16 protein-coding genes, 3 pseudogenes and 1 riboswitch are annotated in these 15028 nt (G+C 66.7%); of the genes and pseudogenes, 9 read left to right on the top strand and 10 right to left on the bottom strand.

Going from position 1 to position 15028, the window contains the following annotated elements; genetic code table 11:
• Positions 1–14: 14 nt before the first annotated feature.
• The 4 genes and pseudogenes from V5B44_RS14475 to V5B44_RS14460 form a co-directional block, all read right to left on the bottom strand.
• Positions 15–245, bottom strand: coding sequence for a Wadjet anti-phage system protein JetD domain-containing protein (locus tag V5B44_RS14475; protein ID WP_434735468.1), 231 nt, complete (start codon positions 243–245; stop codon positions 15–17).
• Between the two features lie 30 nt (positions 246–275).
• Positions 276–3651, bottom strand: a pseudogene (locus V5B44_RS14470) (ATP-binding protein).
• Complete coding sequence (locus V5B44_RS14465) at positions 3644–4309, bottom strand: DUF4194 domain-containing protein (protein WP_332359725.1); 666 nt, start codon at positions 4307–4309, stop codon at positions 3644–3646. The pseudogene V5B44_RS14470 and the gene V5B44_RS14465 overlap by 8 nt, the downstream one beginning before the upstream one ends.
• A gap of 2 nt (positions 4310–4311) precedes the next feature.
• Positions 4312–4503 carry a hypothetical protein gene (locus tag V5B44_RS14460; RefSeq protein ID WP_332359724.1) on the bottom strand — a complete coding sequence of 64 codons (192 nt, stop codon included), beginning with the start codon at positions 4501–4503 and terminating at the stop codon, positions 4312–4314.
• Between the two features lie 274 nt (positions 4504–4777).
• Positions 4778–4963, top strand: a riboswitch (cobalamin riboswitch).
• A gap of 41 nt (positions 4964–5004) precedes the next feature.
• On the opposite strand from V5B44_RS14460, the gene bluB reads away from it, so the two are divergent.
• From bluB to V5B44_RS14440, 4 genes are all read left to right on the top strand, one after another.
• Complete coding sequence (gene bluB / locus V5B44_RS14455; RefSeq protein ID WP_287697676.1) at positions 5005–5760, top strand: 5,6-dimethylbenzimidazole synthase; 756 nt, start codon at positions 5005–5007, stop codon at positions 5758–5760.
• 111 nt (positions 5761–5871) lie between these two features.
• Positions 5872–6900 (top strand): threonine-phosphate decarboxylase CobD, encoded by a 1029-nt coding sequence (gene cobD / locus V5B44_RS14450; protein WP_332359723.1) that lies wholly within the window; start codon positions 5872–5874, stop codon positions 6898–6900.
• A complete protein-coding gene (cobO, locus tag V5B44_RS14445; RefSeq protein WP_332359722.1) occupies positions 6887–7474 on the top strand; it encodes a cob(I)yrinic acid a,c-diamide adenosyltransferase in 588 nt (195 codons plus the stop codon). Before cobD ends, cobO begins: the two co-directional genes overlap by 14 nt.
• Positions 7475–7838: 364 nt before the next feature.
• Entirely contained in the window at positions 7839–8651 is an 813-nt protein-coding gene (locus V5B44_RS14440; RefSeq protein WP_332359721.1) for a DUF1223 domain-containing protein, read from the top strand.
• A gap of 53 nt (positions 8652–8704) precedes the next feature.
• On the opposite strand, the gene V5B44_RS14435 is transcribed toward V5B44_RS14440, so the two are convergent.
• Positions 8705–8857 carry a hypothetical protein gene (locus V5B44_RS14435; protein ID WP_332359720.1) on the bottom strand — a complete coding sequence of 51 codons (153 nt, stop codon included), beginning with the start codon at positions 8855–8857 and terminating at the stop codon, positions 8705–8707.
• 84 nt (positions 8858–8941) lie between these two features.
• Complete coding sequence (locus tag V5B44_RS14430; protein ID WP_332359719.1) at positions 8942–9322, bottom strand: hypothetical protein; 381 nt, start codon at positions 9320–9322, stop codon at positions 8942–8944.
• A 281-nt stretch (positions 9323–9603) separates the two neighbouring features.
• Here V5B44_RS14430 and V5B44_RS14425 point away from each other — a divergent pair, with 281 nt between their 5' ends.
• Both V5B44_RS14425 and V5B44_RS14420 read left to right on the top strand, forming a co-directional pair.
• On the top strand, positions 9604–10041 hold the full coding sequence (locus tag V5B44_RS14425) for an antitoxin Xre-like helix-turn-helix domain-containing protein (protein WP_332359718.1): 438 nt from the start codon (positions 9604–9606) through the stop codon (positions 10039–10041).
• Positions 10038–10778: an RES family NAD+ phosphorylase gene (locus tag V5B44_RS14420; protein WP_332359717.1), complete on the top strand. Its 741-nt coding sequence runs from the start codon at positions 10038–10040 to the stop codon at positions 10776–10778. Before V5B44_RS14425 ends, V5B44_RS14420 begins: the two co-directional genes overlap by 4 nt.
• Before the next feature lie 178 nt (positions 10779–10956).
• On the opposite strand, the gene V5B44_RS14415 is transcribed toward V5B44_RS14420, so the two are convergent.
• Positions 10957–11538 (bottom strand): amino acid permease, encoded by a 582-nt coding sequence (locus V5B44_RS14415; RefSeq protein ID WP_332360049.1) that lies wholly within the window; start codon positions 11536–11538, stop codon positions 10957–10959.
• Between the two features lie 270 nt (positions 11539–11808).
• Between V5B44_RS14415 and V5B44_RS14410 the strand changes: the two are divergent.
• Positions 11809–12076: pseudogene (locus tag V5B44_RS14410) on the top strand (cobyrinate a,c-diamide synthase); the annotation flags it as partial.
• A 16-nt stretch (positions 12077–12092) separates the two neighbouring features.
• Here V5B44_RS14410 and V5B44_RS14405 read toward each other — a convergent pair.
• The 3 genes from V5B44_RS14405 to V5B44_RS14395 all read right to left on the bottom strand — a co-directional run bounded on the left by V5B44_RS14405 (position 12093) and on the right by V5B44_RS14395 (position 13520).
• Positions 12093–12509: a type II toxin-antitoxin system VapC family toxin gene (locus tag V5B44_RS14405; protein ID WP_332359716.1), complete on the bottom strand. Its 417-nt coding sequence runs from the start codon at positions 12507–12509 to the stop codon at positions 12093–12095.
• Positions 12509–12751 (bottom strand): type II toxin-antitoxin system Phd/YefM family antitoxin, encoded by a 243-nt coding sequence (locus tag V5B44_RS14400; protein ID WP_332359715.1) that lies wholly within the window; start codon positions 12749–12751, stop codon positions 12509–12511. The genes V5B44_RS14405 and V5B44_RS14400 overlap by 1 nt, the downstream gene beginning before the upstream one ends.
• 352 nt (positions 12752–13103) lie before the next feature.
• A complete protein-coding gene (locus V5B44_RS14395; RefSeq protein WP_332359714.1) occupies positions 13104–13520 on the bottom strand; it encodes a hypothetical protein in 417 nt (138 codons plus the stop codon).
• Between the two features lie 38 nt (positions 13521–13558).
• Here V5B44_RS14395 and V5B44_RS26740 point away from each other — a divergent pair.
• Together V5B44_RS26740 and V5B44_RS14385 are read left to right on the top strand one after the other, a co-directional pair.
• Positions 13559–13738 (top strand): annotated as a pseudogene (locus V5B44_RS26740) (hypothetical protein); the annotation flags it as partial.
• A 239-nt stretch (positions 13739–13977) separates the two neighbouring features.
• The gene (locus tag V5B44_RS14385) at positions 13978–14895 is read left to right on the top strand and encodes a transposase (RefSeq protein WP_332359712.1); all 918 of its coding nucleotides are present in this window, start codon (positions 13978–13980) and stop codon (positions 14893–14895) included.
• Positions 14896–15028 lie beyond the last annotated feature (133 nt).

Raw genomic sequence — 15028 nt, 5'->3', positions numbered from 1 at the left:
GTTGCGGCAAACAGTCACGCCAAAGCCGCCAGCGCCGCCTCGACCCAGCCAAAACCGATCCTCTCCTGCTCGATACGCAGGTTCCTGCGCAGGCGGTTGTCGCGCAGGTCGTCGTACAGGGCGCCCTCCTCCGCGTTCAGTCGTGGCAGCTCGCGCAGCGTCTGCCTGCCCTCCTCGCCCCATTGCGTTTCAAAGGTCAGCAGGGTCGCACGATCCATCAGGAAGGATTCGGTGTGCCCAAAAATGCGCGCGCAGCGCTGCCGGCCGCGTCCAGCTCACCCGGCCGCCCTCGCCTTCTCGGCACGGTACTCCTCGATCGTCAGGTTGCGCAGCTTTGAGGTGCTACCTTCCTCGTTATGCACGAAGCCGACGCTGGCAACGAAGGGTTCGATAATGTGGATCTTCTGCAGCGGCGTGACAATCAGCAGTTGCAGGTTGAGCTGGGCGAACAGCCGCAGGCCGTATTGTGCCGACTCGTCCGAGCCGCGACCGAAGGCTTCGTCGATGACGACGAAGCGGAACGAGCGCGAACGCACGGCGCCCCACTCGAGACCGAACTGGTAGGCGAGGCTCGCGGCGAGGATGGTGTAAGCGAGTTTCTCCTTCTGGCCGCCCGATTTGCCGCCCGAGTCGGAGTAGTGCTCGTGCTCGCTGTGGTCCTCGCGCCAGCGCTCGCTGGCGGCGAAGACGAACCAGTAGCGGACGTCGGTGACCTTGGCTGTCCACCGGCGGTCCTGTTCGGAGAGGCCCTCGCGGCCGCGCAGGCGCTCGATGATCTGCCTGACCTGCAGGAACTTGGCTTCCGAATACTGGGCATCTTCCGATCCGGTCAGCGAGCCTTCGGTGCAGGCGCGCAGTTCGCTCTGGAAATCGCGGATGTCGGCATCCGGCGTCGGCTGCGCTTCGAGCGCGATGTAGCGGCCGGGGTTGTAGTCGATCTGGGTCAGCGAGGTGTTGATGCGCGCGATGCGCTCGCGGATCGTCTCGCGCCACATTGCGAGCTGGGCGTTGAAGTTGGCGACCTCGCGGATGGTGTTCTCGTTGAGCAGTTCCTTGAAGCGCGCTTCGAAGCGCGGCAGGTCGTCGGCCTGCAGCTTGTCGAGCATGATGCGGTATTCGAAGACCGCTTCGATGCTGGCATCGACTTCGGCGGTGTCGAGCTTGAATTCCTCCTTGTAGGCGACCATCGCCTGGATGATCCGGTCGCGCAGCAGGTTGAGCTTGCGCGCTTCGGCATCCATCCGCGTCTGCAGCCAGACGCGGGTCTCCTGCTGGCGGTTTTCGCACGATTCGACGCTGAGCTGATGCTCGCCGAGCGCCTCGCGGCGCACCGCCTCGAGGCGCTCGAAGTACGGCGTCTGCGCCGCCATCTTCGGATCGAGCAACAGCGCCTGCGTCTGCTCGCGCAGCGCGCTGGCGTCGCTCTGCCGCTGCTCGATGCGTGAGCGCTTGTCGCGCTGTTCCTCGAGCTGCGTTTCCAGCGCCTTCAGCGCGGCAGTGACTTCGCGCAGCCGCTCGCTGAGCTGCCTGAGCAGGTCGGACGCCGATTCGAGGCTGCGCTTCTCTTCCTGCAGCCTCGCCACCTCGGTCGCCAGCGACTGCCAGTCGAGCTCGTTGAAGTCGGCATACTCGTCGAGTTTCGACAGCGTCGTCAGGCGCACTTGAGCGCGTTCTGTTCCTGCTGGATCCTGCCGATACGGCTGCCCAGCTCGCCGAGCCGCACTTCGAGCGTCCGCGCCTTGGCTTCGAGCGCGGCGATCTTGGCGGCGTTGGTCCAGCCGAGCACATAACGGCTGCGGTCGTCGAGGCGGTGGCGGTCGTCCTTTTCGTGCCGCTCGCCGGGGGCCTTGATCTGGCCGGCGCGGGTGATCGCGCGCAGCTCGCGACGAAACTGCTCCTGCGTGGCGCAGCAGGCGACGTCGAAGCGGTGCGCCAGCTCGCGCTCGAGCCAGTCGTAGTACGACGAGTCGGGCTTGATCGACAGCTTGCGCGCCAGCGAGTCGCGGTGCAGGTCGGGAAGTTCGCTTGCGCGCACTGCGACGGATGCGGAAATAGACCAGCCGCCCCCTGAGCTGGGTCTGGTCGACCCACGCCGCGACCTGGGCGTAATCGTCGTCGGGCACCAGCAGCGACAGGCCGAAGTTGCGCAGCAGCCGCTCGCCGGCGCCTTCCCAGTCGCGCTCGTCGTCGCGCACCTGCAGCAGCTCGCCGGCAAAGGGCATCGCGTCTTCGGCTAGCGCCAGCGCCCGACACAGTGCGCTGCGCATAGACACCTGTTCGGCCGGGATATTGCTGCGCCGGGCCTTGAGACTGCTGAATCTCGGCCGTTAGCTCGTCGTGTTCGAGCTTGCCCTGGCGCAGGCTGACGCCGTGCTCGGTGAGTTCGTTCTGCAGCCCGGCCTCGCGTTCCCGGGCCTCTTCGGCCAGCGACGACCAGCGCTGCCGCTGGTCGAGAAACGCCCCTTCATCGGCGCAGGGCGTGTCGCCAATGGCGCGCACCAGGTCGGCGTAGCGTTGTGCCTTGCGCTGGCGCGCCTGGCAATCTTGATCGAGCCGGCGAATCTCGGCGGCCAGCCGTTCGAGGCGGTCGCCGCCGTTGTCGGCGATGTTCTGTTTGAGTTCGGCTTCCTGCGCGCGCTGTGTGTCGCGCTGCCCGTCGCTGCGCCTGACCTGCGCGTCCTGGCGGCGCCAGTCTTCGGCGAGACCGGCAAGGCGCTTGTCGAGCAGGCCGAGCTTGAGGCTGGCGAAATAGGCCGTGAGCGCCTCGCGGCAATCGCGCAGTTCCTCGACCTGTACCGCCAGCGCGGCATGCTGGTTGCCGTTGGCGACCAGCGGCGAGAGCAGTGCCACCTGCCGCTTGGCCTTGAGTACCGCTTCGTGGGCGCGGTTGAGGTCGTCGAAGTGACCGATCAGCGCGGCAATGCGTGGCTCGACATCGAAGGGCTCGAGCATGTGGCTGCGCACGAAGTCGGTCAGGTTGCCGACCGATTTCATCGACACCGTCTGGTGGAAGAGATCGAGCGCCTGCTCGTTGTCGATGCCGAAGCGACGGCGGAACCAGGCGCCGTAGGGCGGGAAGCTGTCGAAGACCTCGCTCCCCGGCCGCCGCAGCCGCTTGCGCAGGCTGGCGATGTCGGAGCCGAAGTGGGCAAAGTCACCGGCGATCGAGAGATCGCGTTCGGCGGCGACGAAGAAGCGCGCCGGCTGCCCCTGCGCGTCCTTGATCCAGAACACCTGCGCCAGCGTCACCGTCTGGTCGTAACCGGCGTTGTGAAAGACGCCGAGGATCACCGAGTAGTTGTTGTGGTCGCGCAGCGCCACCGGCCGCGCCGTGCCGCTGACCTCGTTGCGCTCCGACTTGTAGTGGCCGAGGACGTACGAGCGCAGCGTCCGTTCGCGGCTGTCGGCCCCGGCGGCCTTGTTGTAGGCGATGCGCTGCGCCGGCACCAGCAGCGTCGTCACCGCATCGACCAGCGTCGATTTGCCCGAGCCGATGTCACCGGTCAAGAGGGCATTCCTGCCCTCCGGATTGAGCGTCCACACACGCCCGTCGAAAGTGCCCCAGTTGAACACTTCGAGCCGCTGCAAGCGGAAGCCCGAGAGGGTGTCGTCGGCAACGAAATCGAGGCCGAGGGTTTGCGGCTCATTCATCGGATGCCCCCGCCTGCCCGGCGAGCAGCGCGCGGTAGCCGGCCAGCCGCTGGTCGAACTCGGCCAGCCACTGCGCATCGACGAACGCCTTGAGAATGCGCCGCACCTCGACCATCGTCGGCTGGCCGGGTTCGACCTTCAGCCGGCGCAGGAAGCCGAGTTCGATCACCTTGCCGAGATGGACGTCGATCTGGTCGATCAACCTCGCCTCGTTGCTGCCTTCGGGCAGGAAGACGCGCATCAGCTCGGCGACTTCATCGCGCGCGAGGACCAGGCGCGTGTCGCCACCGCTGGCGTCGAACTCGGCCAGCTTCTTGCGCAGCAGCGCCAGCATCAGGCTGACCGGAAACGACAGCGGGCGGCGGGCGACCAGCCGTGGCAAGCGCGGCGTAGCCCCGTCGTCGGGCTCCGGGCGCGAGCGCAGGAAGGCGTAGCCTTCGGCTTCGTCGAACACCAGTTCGAGGTTGAGCACCGCGACATAGTCGCGCACCCGCGCCTGCAGCGTCAGCAGCGCATTCCACAGACCGGCGTCGGCGTCTTGGTAGATCACCCCCTTGAGCAGGGGGATCACCAGCGTCGACAGGTCGTACGCGGCGGCAGCCTGGCTGGCACTCGCCAGCCCCTCTGCGACCGATGTTTGGAGTTGCTCTGCTGCCATCGTCACCTCACGAAAATCACCCGCGACAGCCGCGCCGGCTTCAGATGTTGCCCACCGTCGGCGCCCAAGCCGTGCCAAGTGCTGACCTCGGTTGCGGTTTCGTCGATCAGCGCCTTGCAGGTATCGTCGGCGAGCTGCAGGGTGGTCACCCGTTCAGCGAGATCGTGCTCGCGCAACGTCGACGATGCTAACATGGGTTTGACAGCACCCCTCCTTGCTGGCTGACCGTGGCGGAACAATGAAACTCCCCGTGACCTGCCCGGCAGGCATTGGCCCGGACGGATGCGGCGCCAGCGCCAGCAGGCGTTCGAGCAGCGCGATCCGCTCGCGCACGTGCCGGCCGCGGCCGGGAAAATCCTGCTCGACCTCGCGCAAGTCGGGCGGCCGTTCGCGCGCCGGCGTCGCTCAGGGCTGCTGGTGCGTGAAAAAAGTCGGCAGTTATGGCACCATCGCATCCGCCCGAGATGTTTCGGGCAGGAGTCTCCGGGTGCTGCCCAGCGCTGCTGGGCGGAGAATCGGGAAGGCGGTGCAAGTCCGCCACGTGCCCAGCGCTGTAAGGAGGACGGGCGATGCATTGGCCACTGACGCGAGTCGGGAAGGCGCATCGACCGGGTGAATCCGAGTCAGAAGACCGGCCAGGAGGCAAAAAGGGGCTGCCCGGCCAGGCAGCCGCCGCTTTTCCAGAAGGGGAATCGATGGAAAACCCTGGCGCGCCGCCGGCGCATGCCTTTTCAGACGCCGACCGGTCGGCGGTTTATCAGGCGATCTTCAGCCGCCGCGATGTACGCGGCCAGTTCCTGCCCGACCCGGTGCCCGACGACGTTCTCGGCCGGGTGCTGCTGGCTGCCCACCATGCGCCATCAGTCGGTTTCATGCAACCATGGAACTTCCTGGTCGTGCGCGCACCGATCGTCAAGCAACGCGTCCACGACGTGTTCTGCAGCGCCAATGCCGAAGCGGAACGGATGTTTCCGGACGAGAAGCGCGCGATCTACAGCCGCCTCAAGCTGCAGGGCATCGTCGACTCACCGGTGAACCTGTGCATCACCTGTGACCGCTCGCGCAGCGGGCCGGTGGTGCTCGGCCGCACGCACATGCTGGCGATGGACCTCTACAGCAGCGTCTGCGCCGTGCAGAACCTGTGGCTGGCCGCCCGCGCCGAAGGGCTGGGGGTGGGCTGGGTCAGCATCTTCCACCAGCAGGCGCTGCAGGATGCACTGGGCATCCCGCACGACATCGTGCCGATCGCTTACCTGTGCGTCGGCTGGGTCAGCCATTTCAACGACCGGCCAGAGCTGGAAAAGGCCGGCTGGCTGCCGCGTCTGGCGCTCGCCGACCTGCTCTACTACGAGCAATGGGGTGAGACCCGGCCGGCACAGGCCGAGCCGCTGAGCGCGGCGCTGGCCGACCTGCAGACCGCCATTCATCAACGGGGCACTTTCCCTGCATGACGCTGCCACGCGACCTCCCGGCGCGGGTCGACGACCAGCGCGTCGCCGAAGCGCAGCTGCCGCGGCGCCTGTCGTCCATGCCGGGTAACCCCTTGCCGAGCGGCCCGGCGGATGCTTGAACACGGGGGGCGCTTGCGCGCCGCAGCCGCGCACTACGGCATTCCGCTCGCCGACTGGCTCGACCTGTCCACCGGCATCAACCCCAGCCCCTGGCCACTGCCGGCACTGCCGGCCAGCGTCTGGCAGCGCCTCCCGGAAGAGGAAGATGGGCTGGAGGCGGCAGCGGCCTCGTGTTACGGTAACGCCAACCTGCTGCCGGTTGCCGGCTCGCAGGCAGCCATCCAGCTTCTGCCGACCCTGCTGCCACGGGCAGTGATTGCCTGCCTCTCGCCGCTCTACGCCGAACATCCGCAGGCCTGGCAAAACGCCGGCCACCGCCTGCGCATGCTTGACGGCAAGCTGTCACGGGCGCTGGCGGCCGCCACTCCCTACGTGCTGCTGTGCAATCCCAATAACCCGACGGCCAGCCGTCATTCGCGGGATGTGCTGATCGATGCTGCCCGCCGGTTGAACCAGCGCGGTGGCTGGCTGATCGTCGACGAAGCCTTCATCGACCCCACCCCCGAAGACAGCGTGGCGGATCTGGCGGGGACGGCTGACGCGCCCCGGTTGATCGTCCTCCGCTCGCTGGGAAAATTCTTCGGCCTGGCCGGGGCCCGGGTCGGCTTTGTCCTGGGGGCTCCCGATCTGCTGCACCAGCTGCGCGAACGCATCGGCCCGTGGACGATATCGGGCCCGGCCAGAGCCGTCGCGCGCATGGCGCTGGCCGATCGTGACTGGCAGCTGGCAACGCGTGCGCACCTGCTTGCCGCCGGTCGGCGCTTGCACGGTCTGCTGGCCGGGCTCGGCGAAGTGCGCAGCACGGCGCTGTTCGCCACCTTGCGCAGCACTGAGACCATGAACATCCACCAGACTCTCGCCGGCATCGGCATCCTCACCCGGCATTTTGCGCAACACGGCCTGCTGCGCCTGGGATTGCCCGGCAACGAAGGCGAGTGGCATCGGCTGAGCGTCGGCTTGCGGTCGATCCCACGCCCGCCGACCGATGCGCAGCAAGGAGACAGCCATGCCGACTCATGAGCAGCGGATGCAGAAGAAACAGGCCGTGGTGCAGGAAAGGATCGCCGCCGCGCAGGAGCAACGCGGCATCCTGCTAATCAATACGGGCAACGGCAAGGGCAAGTCGAGCGCCGCCTTTGGCGTCCTCGCGCGTGCCCTGGGGCACGGCTTGCGGGCGGCAGTCGTGCAGTTCGTCAAGGGACGTTCAGATACCGGCGAAGAAGCCTTCTTCCGCGGCCACGCCAACGTCTCCTGGCACGTCGGCGGCGAAGGCTTCACCTGGGAAACCCGGGATCGCGAGCGCGACGCCCGTGCCGCGGCAGCCGCCTGGCAGATCGCCTGCGAGCATCTGGCCAATCCCGACATCGACCTCGTCATCCTCGACGAGCTGACCTACGCCTTCAAGTACGACTGGCTGCCGCTACCGGATGTGATCGCCGCGCTGCAGGCAAGGCCGCCGCTGCAGCACGCGATCGTCACCGGCCGCGGCGCGCCGCCGGCGCTGCGCGAGATTGCCGACACCGTGACCGACATGGGCATGGAAAAGCACGCCTTCAAGGCCGGCGTCAAGGCAATGCCTGGAGTCGAGTACTAGCAGCCTGCGGCTGGGGCGGCGGGCACGCGGCGCCTGGAAGCTCTGGCGAAAGCAGATCCGCGTCCAACCTGCACGGGCGCAGGCATTCCCGCGCAAAACGCCAACATCGCCTGCCTTGGGGCCAAGTGGGTCGTTCTGCTCACCCGTTGGGCTGAGGAACGCAGCGCAACAACGGGAGCAAATCCCGGCGATCGGGGCGCCACAGAACCGCCGAAAGCCCTGATCATGTCGGGCTGGGGCTGCTCCTGAAGCGATGACACATACTACGGCCATCATTGGAGCTCGCCTTGGTCTTCTCGATCCGCGCTGTAAGGACTCGCCGCTGCTGGCCGACCAAGCCACATCGATCCTTGTGGAGACCCGCATGCCCCGATCCGTCGCCTTGCCTCTGCTGCTGCTCGCCGCCCTCGCTCGCGCGGCTGGCGTGCACGCCGCACCGCCGGCTGCCTGCGAGCGTAGCAGCCCGCCGCATACGGTGGCGCTCGTCGAGCTCTATACGTCGGAGGGCTGCAGCAGTTGTCCGCCGGCCGACCGCTGGCTGAGCGGGCTGGCGGCGCGCTACGGGGCCGACCGGATCGTCCCGTTGTCGCTGCACGTGGACTACTGGGACTACATCGGCTGGCAGGATCCCTATGCGCAGCGGCAATTCGGCGAACGCCAGCGCGAACTCGGCCGCTTCGCCACCAGTCCGACGATCTACACCCCGGAGGTCTTCGTCGGCATGCGCGAGCTGCGCAACTGGCGCGATCCGGTCACTTTCGACCGGCGACTGCAGGAGATCAACCGGCAACCCGCAGGTGCCGAGATCCGGCTCGCCATGCGCAGCGTCGGGGCACGCTCGATTGAGGCGACGGGGAGCTTCAGCCTGGCCGACGGGGCGACCGGGCGCAGCGGACTACAGGGCGTCCTGGTGCTGTATGAAGACCGCCTGAGTTCGTCCGTGCAGCGCGGAGAGAACCGCGGCGCGCTGCTGCAGCACGATCGCGTCGTCCGCTTCTGGTCACCGCCGCTGCCACTGCCACCGGGAAAGACAGCCCAGTCGCTGCGCCAGACGTTGCCGCTCGCCGCCGACTGGAATCCTGCCCGAATCGGGCTCGCCGCCTTTGTCCAGGATGTGCGCAGCGGCGAGGTACTGCAGGCCGTATCGCTGCCCGCCTGCATCGCGGCGCAGCATTGACGGCACGACGGCGTCTTCCGCCACGACTGCCCGTCGCCGCGCGGTAGCCGCCGTCAGGCGACGAAGCCAGGGCCGCACTGCAGGACGGTGCTTCCTTCGAGGAAACTCGGCAGAAGTTGGCGCCAGTCGAGATCCGGGCCATCGGCAACCAGGACCTGGAGGCAGGTCGGGTCAAATGCCAGTCCCCTGCCCGCGCCAGCAGCCATGTGAAGCTGACTCGCAGCGTCCAAGGCAGACCTTGCCGCGCATCCGCCGGTGGCCGCGCGGTCGGGTCGCATCCGCTTCCGGATTCATTTCCATGTGCCACGTTCCGTCAGCAGGACCTGGCGATCCGTCCGGACTTCCAGCGTGCCTTTCTCGCCGTCCCCGTCTTCCCAGACGAAGTAGTAGGTCTTGCCATTGCGAAAGCGGTAGCCGAGAAAGCGACAAGGCGTCACGCCGTCGCCACAGGTGGTATGCATCGTTTCGCCACGCAACTCGAGCGTCGCGCCGTTTTTCTTGTTGATACCCTTGTAACTGACCCTTTCACACGTCACATTCCCCTCAGGACAACGAACGGTGATCTCGACCATGTGGTTCTCGGTCTCCAGGATGTGCTTGGGAAAGGCATCCGCGGCCAACAGGACAGTGCTGAGGAGAAACAACGTGACGATGCTGGCCAGGGTTTTCATCGAAGTCATCCTTGCTCTGCGATTCGGGCGAGCTGTTCGGGATCGGTCGGCACCCTTTCCCCGGATCACGACCGCGGTCAGGGCCGGCCAGAGCGGGGAACCGTTGCGGAAGTTGCGTGGCGCGATCTGCAGACGTTCTTCTACCACTCTTCATCGCCGCACGGCCAGCCCCGGCTCGAGACGATCGCGGGAACCGGCGGCTCTGCGGCACCCCGGCAATCGGCAATTCGCCTTGCAATCCAGAGAACGGAGTGTAGACTGTCCGAAAAAGGAGTTACCGGATGAACCTTGCCTATGCCTACCCCGCCAGCCGTTTCGAACCGGCGGCTCTGGTCGATCTCAATGCGCGCGCCGAGCGCGAGCGTCTGTCGAAGTCGGCGCTGCAGGGCTTCTTCAATCTGGCCACTGCCTGGCGGCTGCGCGACGAAGACGCGCGCGAGCTGCTCGGCGGCTTGTCGAGCAGCGCCTTCTACGAATGGAAGAAGAACCCCGACCGGCTGCTCGAAGTCGATCGGATCACACGCATCTCCTACCTGATCGGCATCTACAAGGCCTTGCACATTCTCTACGGCGACAAGCTGGCCGACGAGTGGGTCAGCCTGCCGAACAGCAACCGGATTTTTGCCGGCCGCTCGCCGCTCGCTTTCATGCTTGGCGGCGGTCTGCTGGCGATGCAGACCGTTCGCAAACTGCTCGAAGCGCGCCGCGGCGGCATATGAGCCCGCCACAGCCGCGCCTGTCGCGCCTGCGCCGGATCGATACGGTACGGCTGATTCCTTCGCGCTTTGCCGAGCGCGAGGATTCGGTGCTGACCGCAATCGCCGAGAACCTCGACCACCTGCGCGACCTCTTCGAACTCGACAACGCTACCAACGAGCGGCTGATCGGCGAGCGTGGCGGGCTGCCGGGAATCGGCGTCGACGAACTGGTTTTCGGCGTACCGAACTTCCGCATCGTCAATGCCGCCTTCACCTACCCGCGCCCGGAAGGCAGCCGCTTCAACGACGGCGAGCGCGGCGCTTGGTATTGCGCTTTCGAACTGGAAACGGCACTCGCCGAGATCATTTTCCACAAGACCGTCGAATACCAGGAAATCGGCCGCTTCGACGACAGCGTCAACTATCAGGAACTGCTCGCCGACTTCAGCAGCGAGTTCCACGACTTGCGCGACGCGCCGACCTTTTCCGCCTGCCTCGACCCCGGCAGCTATGTCGCTTCGCAGAGTCTCGCCGTACGCCTGCTCGACGCCGGCTCGCTGGGAATCATCTACCCCAGCGTGCGCCGCGCCGGCGGTACCAACCTCGCCTGCTTCCGGCCGGCGCTGGTCGGCAATCCCCGCCGCGCTTCGTCGTTTCGCCTGACCTGGGCGGGCAGCCGGCAACCCCAGGTGGAGAGACTGGGCCGCCAGGAAACACCAGGCGACGCACTGGTCGAATTGGCACTCAGGGCCGAATGAGCCTGGGGATGGTCCTCGCCCAGGGTGGCGCCGTGCATCTCCCAGAGCGGGGGCGCATGGGCTTTCATCAACCAGGCAATACAGCTGGACGGTCCGCCGCGTTGACGCACCACGGCCTGCCACTCGGCGCGGCTGACTTTCACCCGCCGTCGTGTGCTCGCGCCGGGAGACGCCGAAACTATGGCGAACCGGGACCACGCTGGCCGGCGACGTTGTCGTTCAGCAACAGCCCGCCGAGGACGACGAGACCGGCCAGCATCACGAGCAGCGAGATGTGCAGCGCCGCCTTGCTCGCTGCGTAGCTGACGCTCGACCATGCCAGCCAGGCGCACGCGGCGCAGAACACCATCGGCGTCAGCGGGTAGAGCGGCACGCGGAACGGCCGCGCGATGCCGGGGTGGCGCCGGCGCAGCCGGACGACGGCCAGCCCGACCATGAACAGGAAGGTCCAGAAGACCGGCGCCGTGAACTCCACCATCGCCTCGAAGCCATCGGCCTGGAAGGCGGCGAAAACGACCAGCGCGAGGCCGATGGTCGTCTGCAGAACATAGCCTTTCACCGGTACACCCCGTCCCGCCTGCCAGCGGCCGAGGCGGCGTAGCGCCGCCCAGTCGCGGCCGAGCGCGTAGTTGCTGCGGGCGCCGACGATCATTGTCGAATGGATGCTGGTCAGCGCGCCGGCCAGCCGTGGTCCTGCCATGGCCGGCGTCTTGAAGATGCCGGCACCGACGACGATGGCGACCGCACCCGTCGTGTGCAGCAGGCGGCTGGGGTTGTCGGCGCGTCCATGGTTGGCGCGTCAGCGGCGCTCACCGCGCCCGCTGCCGGTGGCCTGCGGATGCTTCTGCTGGCCGACGGGGCGCCGGCCGTCGGCGGTGACGGTGACGGTTGCCGTCGTGCCCGTGTTCGAGGCGGAACTGCTCGTCGCCGCAGTTCCTGGCGGAATGGGCGGGGTGCGCCAGCCCAAGGACCAGGGCGCAGGATTCGCTGGCGTATAGCCGCAGGCTACACGGGGCCGCCTGAGGACCTGGTTCGGCGCCGCACCGACGACAGCCTGCCGGAGCGTCATCTCGGGCTGTGGCAGGCAGCCGAGATCGCCGACCTGGCCGGCCGCCTCGGCCGTATTGCCGACGCGCTGGCCGCCCCGGCGGGCGTCGGCCTGCCGCCGCAGCGCCATCGCGCGCGACACCGCCCGTGGCTTAATCTACCCGGCAAATGTCGACACGCTGCGCGAACTGGGCGCGGAGATCCGTTTCTTCTCGCCACTCACCGGCGACTCACAGTCCGTCCCATCATGCACACACGCGGCATCGTTCAAGCGCCCCAGACGCCGACACCGCAAGCATTTGCAGCCTGCTGCAAAGCCTTGTCGCGCGTTGCAAGTGGCAGGCCATCGGCCAAAGCGGCTTCCAGGTACAAGGCGTCGTAACTGGTGAGTTGATGCTGCGCGGCCAGCGCATGCAGTTCAAACGCCGAGGCTGTGGAATCGCGCGGGCGGATCGGCAGATTCTGCAAACGCCGCAGCAATTCGACAGCCCTCCCGGTGGTGATCCTTTGGCGCCGCTCCAGCGTCAACAGCACATTGACCACTTCGACATTCCACCAACGCGGCGCCACGGCATAACCGGAAGCCAAGGCGTCGAGAGCCGCCTCCGTGTAGTCATCCGCCTGTTCCTCCAACAGCCAGGCGATGCTGACCGAACAATCGACGACGTACAGCGCCGCAGCCATCAACGGCGTCCCTCGGCAACCAGTTCGGCGATATCGACAGGCCCGACGCGGACCGTGCTGCGCGCCTTGCGCAAGGCGGCAATGGCGGCCGCTGCGTCGGCCTGAGCCCACTCACCCTCCGGCGCGCGAATCTCAGCCACTGGCTTTCCCCGGCGGGTGAGCACGACCACCTCACCCTCGGCAGCACTCTGCACAAGCTGCCCAAGCGAGGCTTTGGCTTCAAAAATACCGACAGTGATCATTGTCAACAGACCTGTTTAGCAATCCTGTTGAGGAATATAGTACTCAATACCCGCCGAGGCAAGTCCATCATTCACTGACCCTTCGTCACTCCGCAAGAGTGTTCGAGCCTGGCCCGTTTTCGCGCTATATCCGCATGGCTCTCAACCAAGGCCAGCCGCTCCGCGAGTCGCGCTTCATCGCCAGCATCGAAAGGCCATAGGGCAGCGACGTGAGCTCAGACCAAGAGGCAGACCGCGCAAGCCTGTGGAGGAAACAGCTTCATCTCCGGCAGAGCAGTTGTCGATGGATATTTGAGCCTGGCCCCCTTACCGTCGACCCCCTCCTGACTTGCCCTTTTGACTCCAGCCGAATTCACTCATCGAGGCGCAGTCCGGTTGGGTCCTGCAATACCTGACTGGGTCTCAGTACCGCTGAACGATGCGTCGAAGCCATCTCGGGACGCAGCACGATTCGACCTTCGACGAAGACGCGGCGATCGTTGAGCCGAACGATCTCGTCGCTCGGCCGTGCTGCCATGCCGAGCCCGATGCGTGCCGGCGTGTCGCCGGCCGCCGGGTCGTAGGCCTCGGAACTGCCCTCGATCTGAATGACGACCTCGCCCAGGTCCACGTACTCGGGCAACCGCCCCGGACGGGGCATCCTCTTCAGGCTGGGCACGGACAGGTAGGTTCCGACGACGCGGACCCGCTGCCCATCGAGCCACCTCAGCTGCTCGGCGCGATCAAGGCGCGGCGGCAACTCGTGGCGCCCGACCTCCGCTTTGGTCATTGGTCGGTCCTGACCGCAATGGACGTCGCGTGCGAACCATGGGTCTTGCTGGCCAGGTGCTCCTCGTGGAACGTCTGGCTCTTGTCCACCGTCCCGTAGCGCATGGTTTTGCCCGCGCTCGATGCGCCGAGTGTGGTCACGATTTTCTCATCGCCTGGTCGTACAAGGGCCGCGGCGTCTGTCCCGCTTGCAACACTCGGCGAATGGTCGAAACCGCAGCCCATCTGGCCGACCACGTTTTTCCGCGCCTGCCGGTCCGCCAGTGGGTGCTGTCGGTTCCCAAGCGGCTGCGTTATCACCTCGAACACGATCCGGCGATCGAGACGCTGGCGCTGCGCATTTTCCTGAGCGTCGTGGAACAAGCCTTGCGCCGCGCCTGCCCGGCTGCGGGTTCGGATTCCCGGATCGGCGCGGTGGCCTTCATCTACCCCGCTTTGGCGCGCTGCTCAATCCGTAGGTGCACTTCCACTGCCTCGTCATCGAGGGCGTCTTCGAGGCGGACGCCTCGGGAGCTGCGACGTTTCACGAAAGCCGTGCCCCCGACCAGAAGTTACTCGACGAAGTCCAGGCCAAGGTCCGCCGCCGTCTGCTGCGCGCGCTGACCCGACGCGGTGTGCTTGAGCCGGAAGACGCCGAGACGATGGCAAACTGGGCGCACGGTGGTGGCTTCTCGCTCGACGCCAGCGTGCGCATCGAAGGCACCGACCGCCCGGGTCTGGAACGGCTGCTGCGCTACTGCGCTCGACCGGCCTTTGCGCTGGAGCGCTGGCGTGAAATCGACGCCGAACACCTGGTCTATGAGAGCATCAAGCCGGGTCCCGGCGGCAGCGTCAGCCTGATGCTCACACCCCTCGAACTGATTGAGCGTCTGGCAGCGCTGATTCCGCCGCCGCGTCGACATCGGCATCGTTACTACGGGGTGCTGGCACCGAACGCGCCGCTGCGGGGGCAGGTCACTGCGCTCGCCGGCGTGCCAGACGGTACGCCGGCGGCAGACGCGACCGGGTCAATCGCTGCGCCAATCGTCACGCCTAGCCGGTCGTCCGAGGGGACAGAGGAAGCACCGGGGGAAGCGGAAGCGATCCTCCGTCGCGCCGCCCGTTACGCCTGGGCGCTGCTGCTCGCGCGGATCTATGAGGTCTTTCCGCTCGTCTGTCCACGCTGCGGCGGCGAGATGCGAATCATCGCCTTCATCACCGACGCCGGTGCCGTGCGCGACATCCTGACCCATCTGGGCGAACCGACCTCGCCGCCACGCCTGATGAGAGCCCGTGCGCCCCCGCTCTGGGAGATGCAGGGCGCCACCCTGGGCGAGGACGAAGCGCAGGCTCAATCGGTGCCGGAGTACGAATTCGACCAGCGCATTGCCTGGTAGGTGCCAATGCGCAAAGGTCCAGACTGAAGCAAGACGAGTTGTCATCGCCCGTCGTGGGAGGACTCGTGCCTGTGATCATCCGCCTAGCCGGTCCGGCCAGGCGGATGATCACAGGCTCTAAGCGGGGCGGGAT

The organism is Candidatus Accumulibacter necessarius (genome assembly GCF_036625085.1).
This window is presented reverse-complemented; position numbering and strand designations above follow the sequence as displayed.

Excerpts from the sequence above, each read along its gene's own strand:
- V5B44_RS14465 (WP_332359725.1), bottom strand. The coding sequence starts at position 4,309 with ATGGCAGCAGAGCAACTCCAAACATCGGTCGCAGAGGGGCTGGCGAGT.
- V5B44_RS14460 (WP_332359724.1), bottom strand. The coding sequence starts at position 4,503 with ATGTTAGCATCGTCGACGTTGCGCGAGCACGATCTCGCTGAACGGGTG.
- bluB (WP_287697676.1), top strand. The coding sequence starts at position 5,005 with ATGGAAAACCCTGGCGCGCCGCCGGCGCATGCCTTTTCAGACGCCGAC.
- cobD (WP_332359723.1), top strand. The coding sequence starts at position 5,872 with ATGCTTGAACACGGGGGGCGCTTGCGCGCCGCAGCCGCGCACTACGGC.
- cobO (WP_332359722.1), top strand. The coding sequence starts at position 6,887 with ATGCCGACTCATGAGCAGCGGATGCAGAAGAAACAGGCCGTGGTGCAG.
- V5B44_RS14440 (WP_332359721.1), top strand. The coding sequence starts at position 7,839 with ATGCCCCGATCCGTCGCCTTGCCTCTGCTGCTGCTCGCCGCCCTCGCT.
- V5B44_RS14435 (WP_332359720.1), bottom strand. The coding sequence starts at position 8,857 with ATGGCTGCTGGCGCGGGCAGGGGACTGGCATTTGACCCGACCTGCCTC.
- V5B44_RS14430 (WP_332359719.1), bottom strand. The coding sequence starts at position 9,322 with ATGAAAACCCTGGCCAGCATCGTCACGTTGTTTCTCCTCAGCACTGTC.
- V5B44_RS14425 (WP_332359718.1), top strand. The coding sequence starts at position 9,604 with ATGAACCTTGCCTATGCCTACCCCGCCAGCCGTTTCGAACCGGCGGCT.
- V5B44_RS14420 (WP_332359717.1), top strand. The coding sequence starts at position 10,038 with ATGAGCCCGCCACAGCCGCGCCTGTCGCGCCTGCGCCGGATCGATACG.
- V5B44_RS14405 (WP_332359716.1), bottom strand. The coding sequence starts at position 12,509 with ATGGCTGCGGCGCTGTACGTCGTCGATTGTTCGGTCAGCATCGCCTGG.
- V5B44_RS14400 (WP_332359715.1), bottom strand. The coding sequence starts at position 12,751 with ATGATCACTGTCGGTATTTTTGAAGCCAAAGCCTCGCTTGGGCAGCTT.
- V5B44_RS14395 (WP_332359714.1), bottom strand. The coding sequence starts at position 13,520 with ATGACCAAAGCGGAGGTCGGGCGCCACGAGTTGCCGCCGCGCCTTGAT.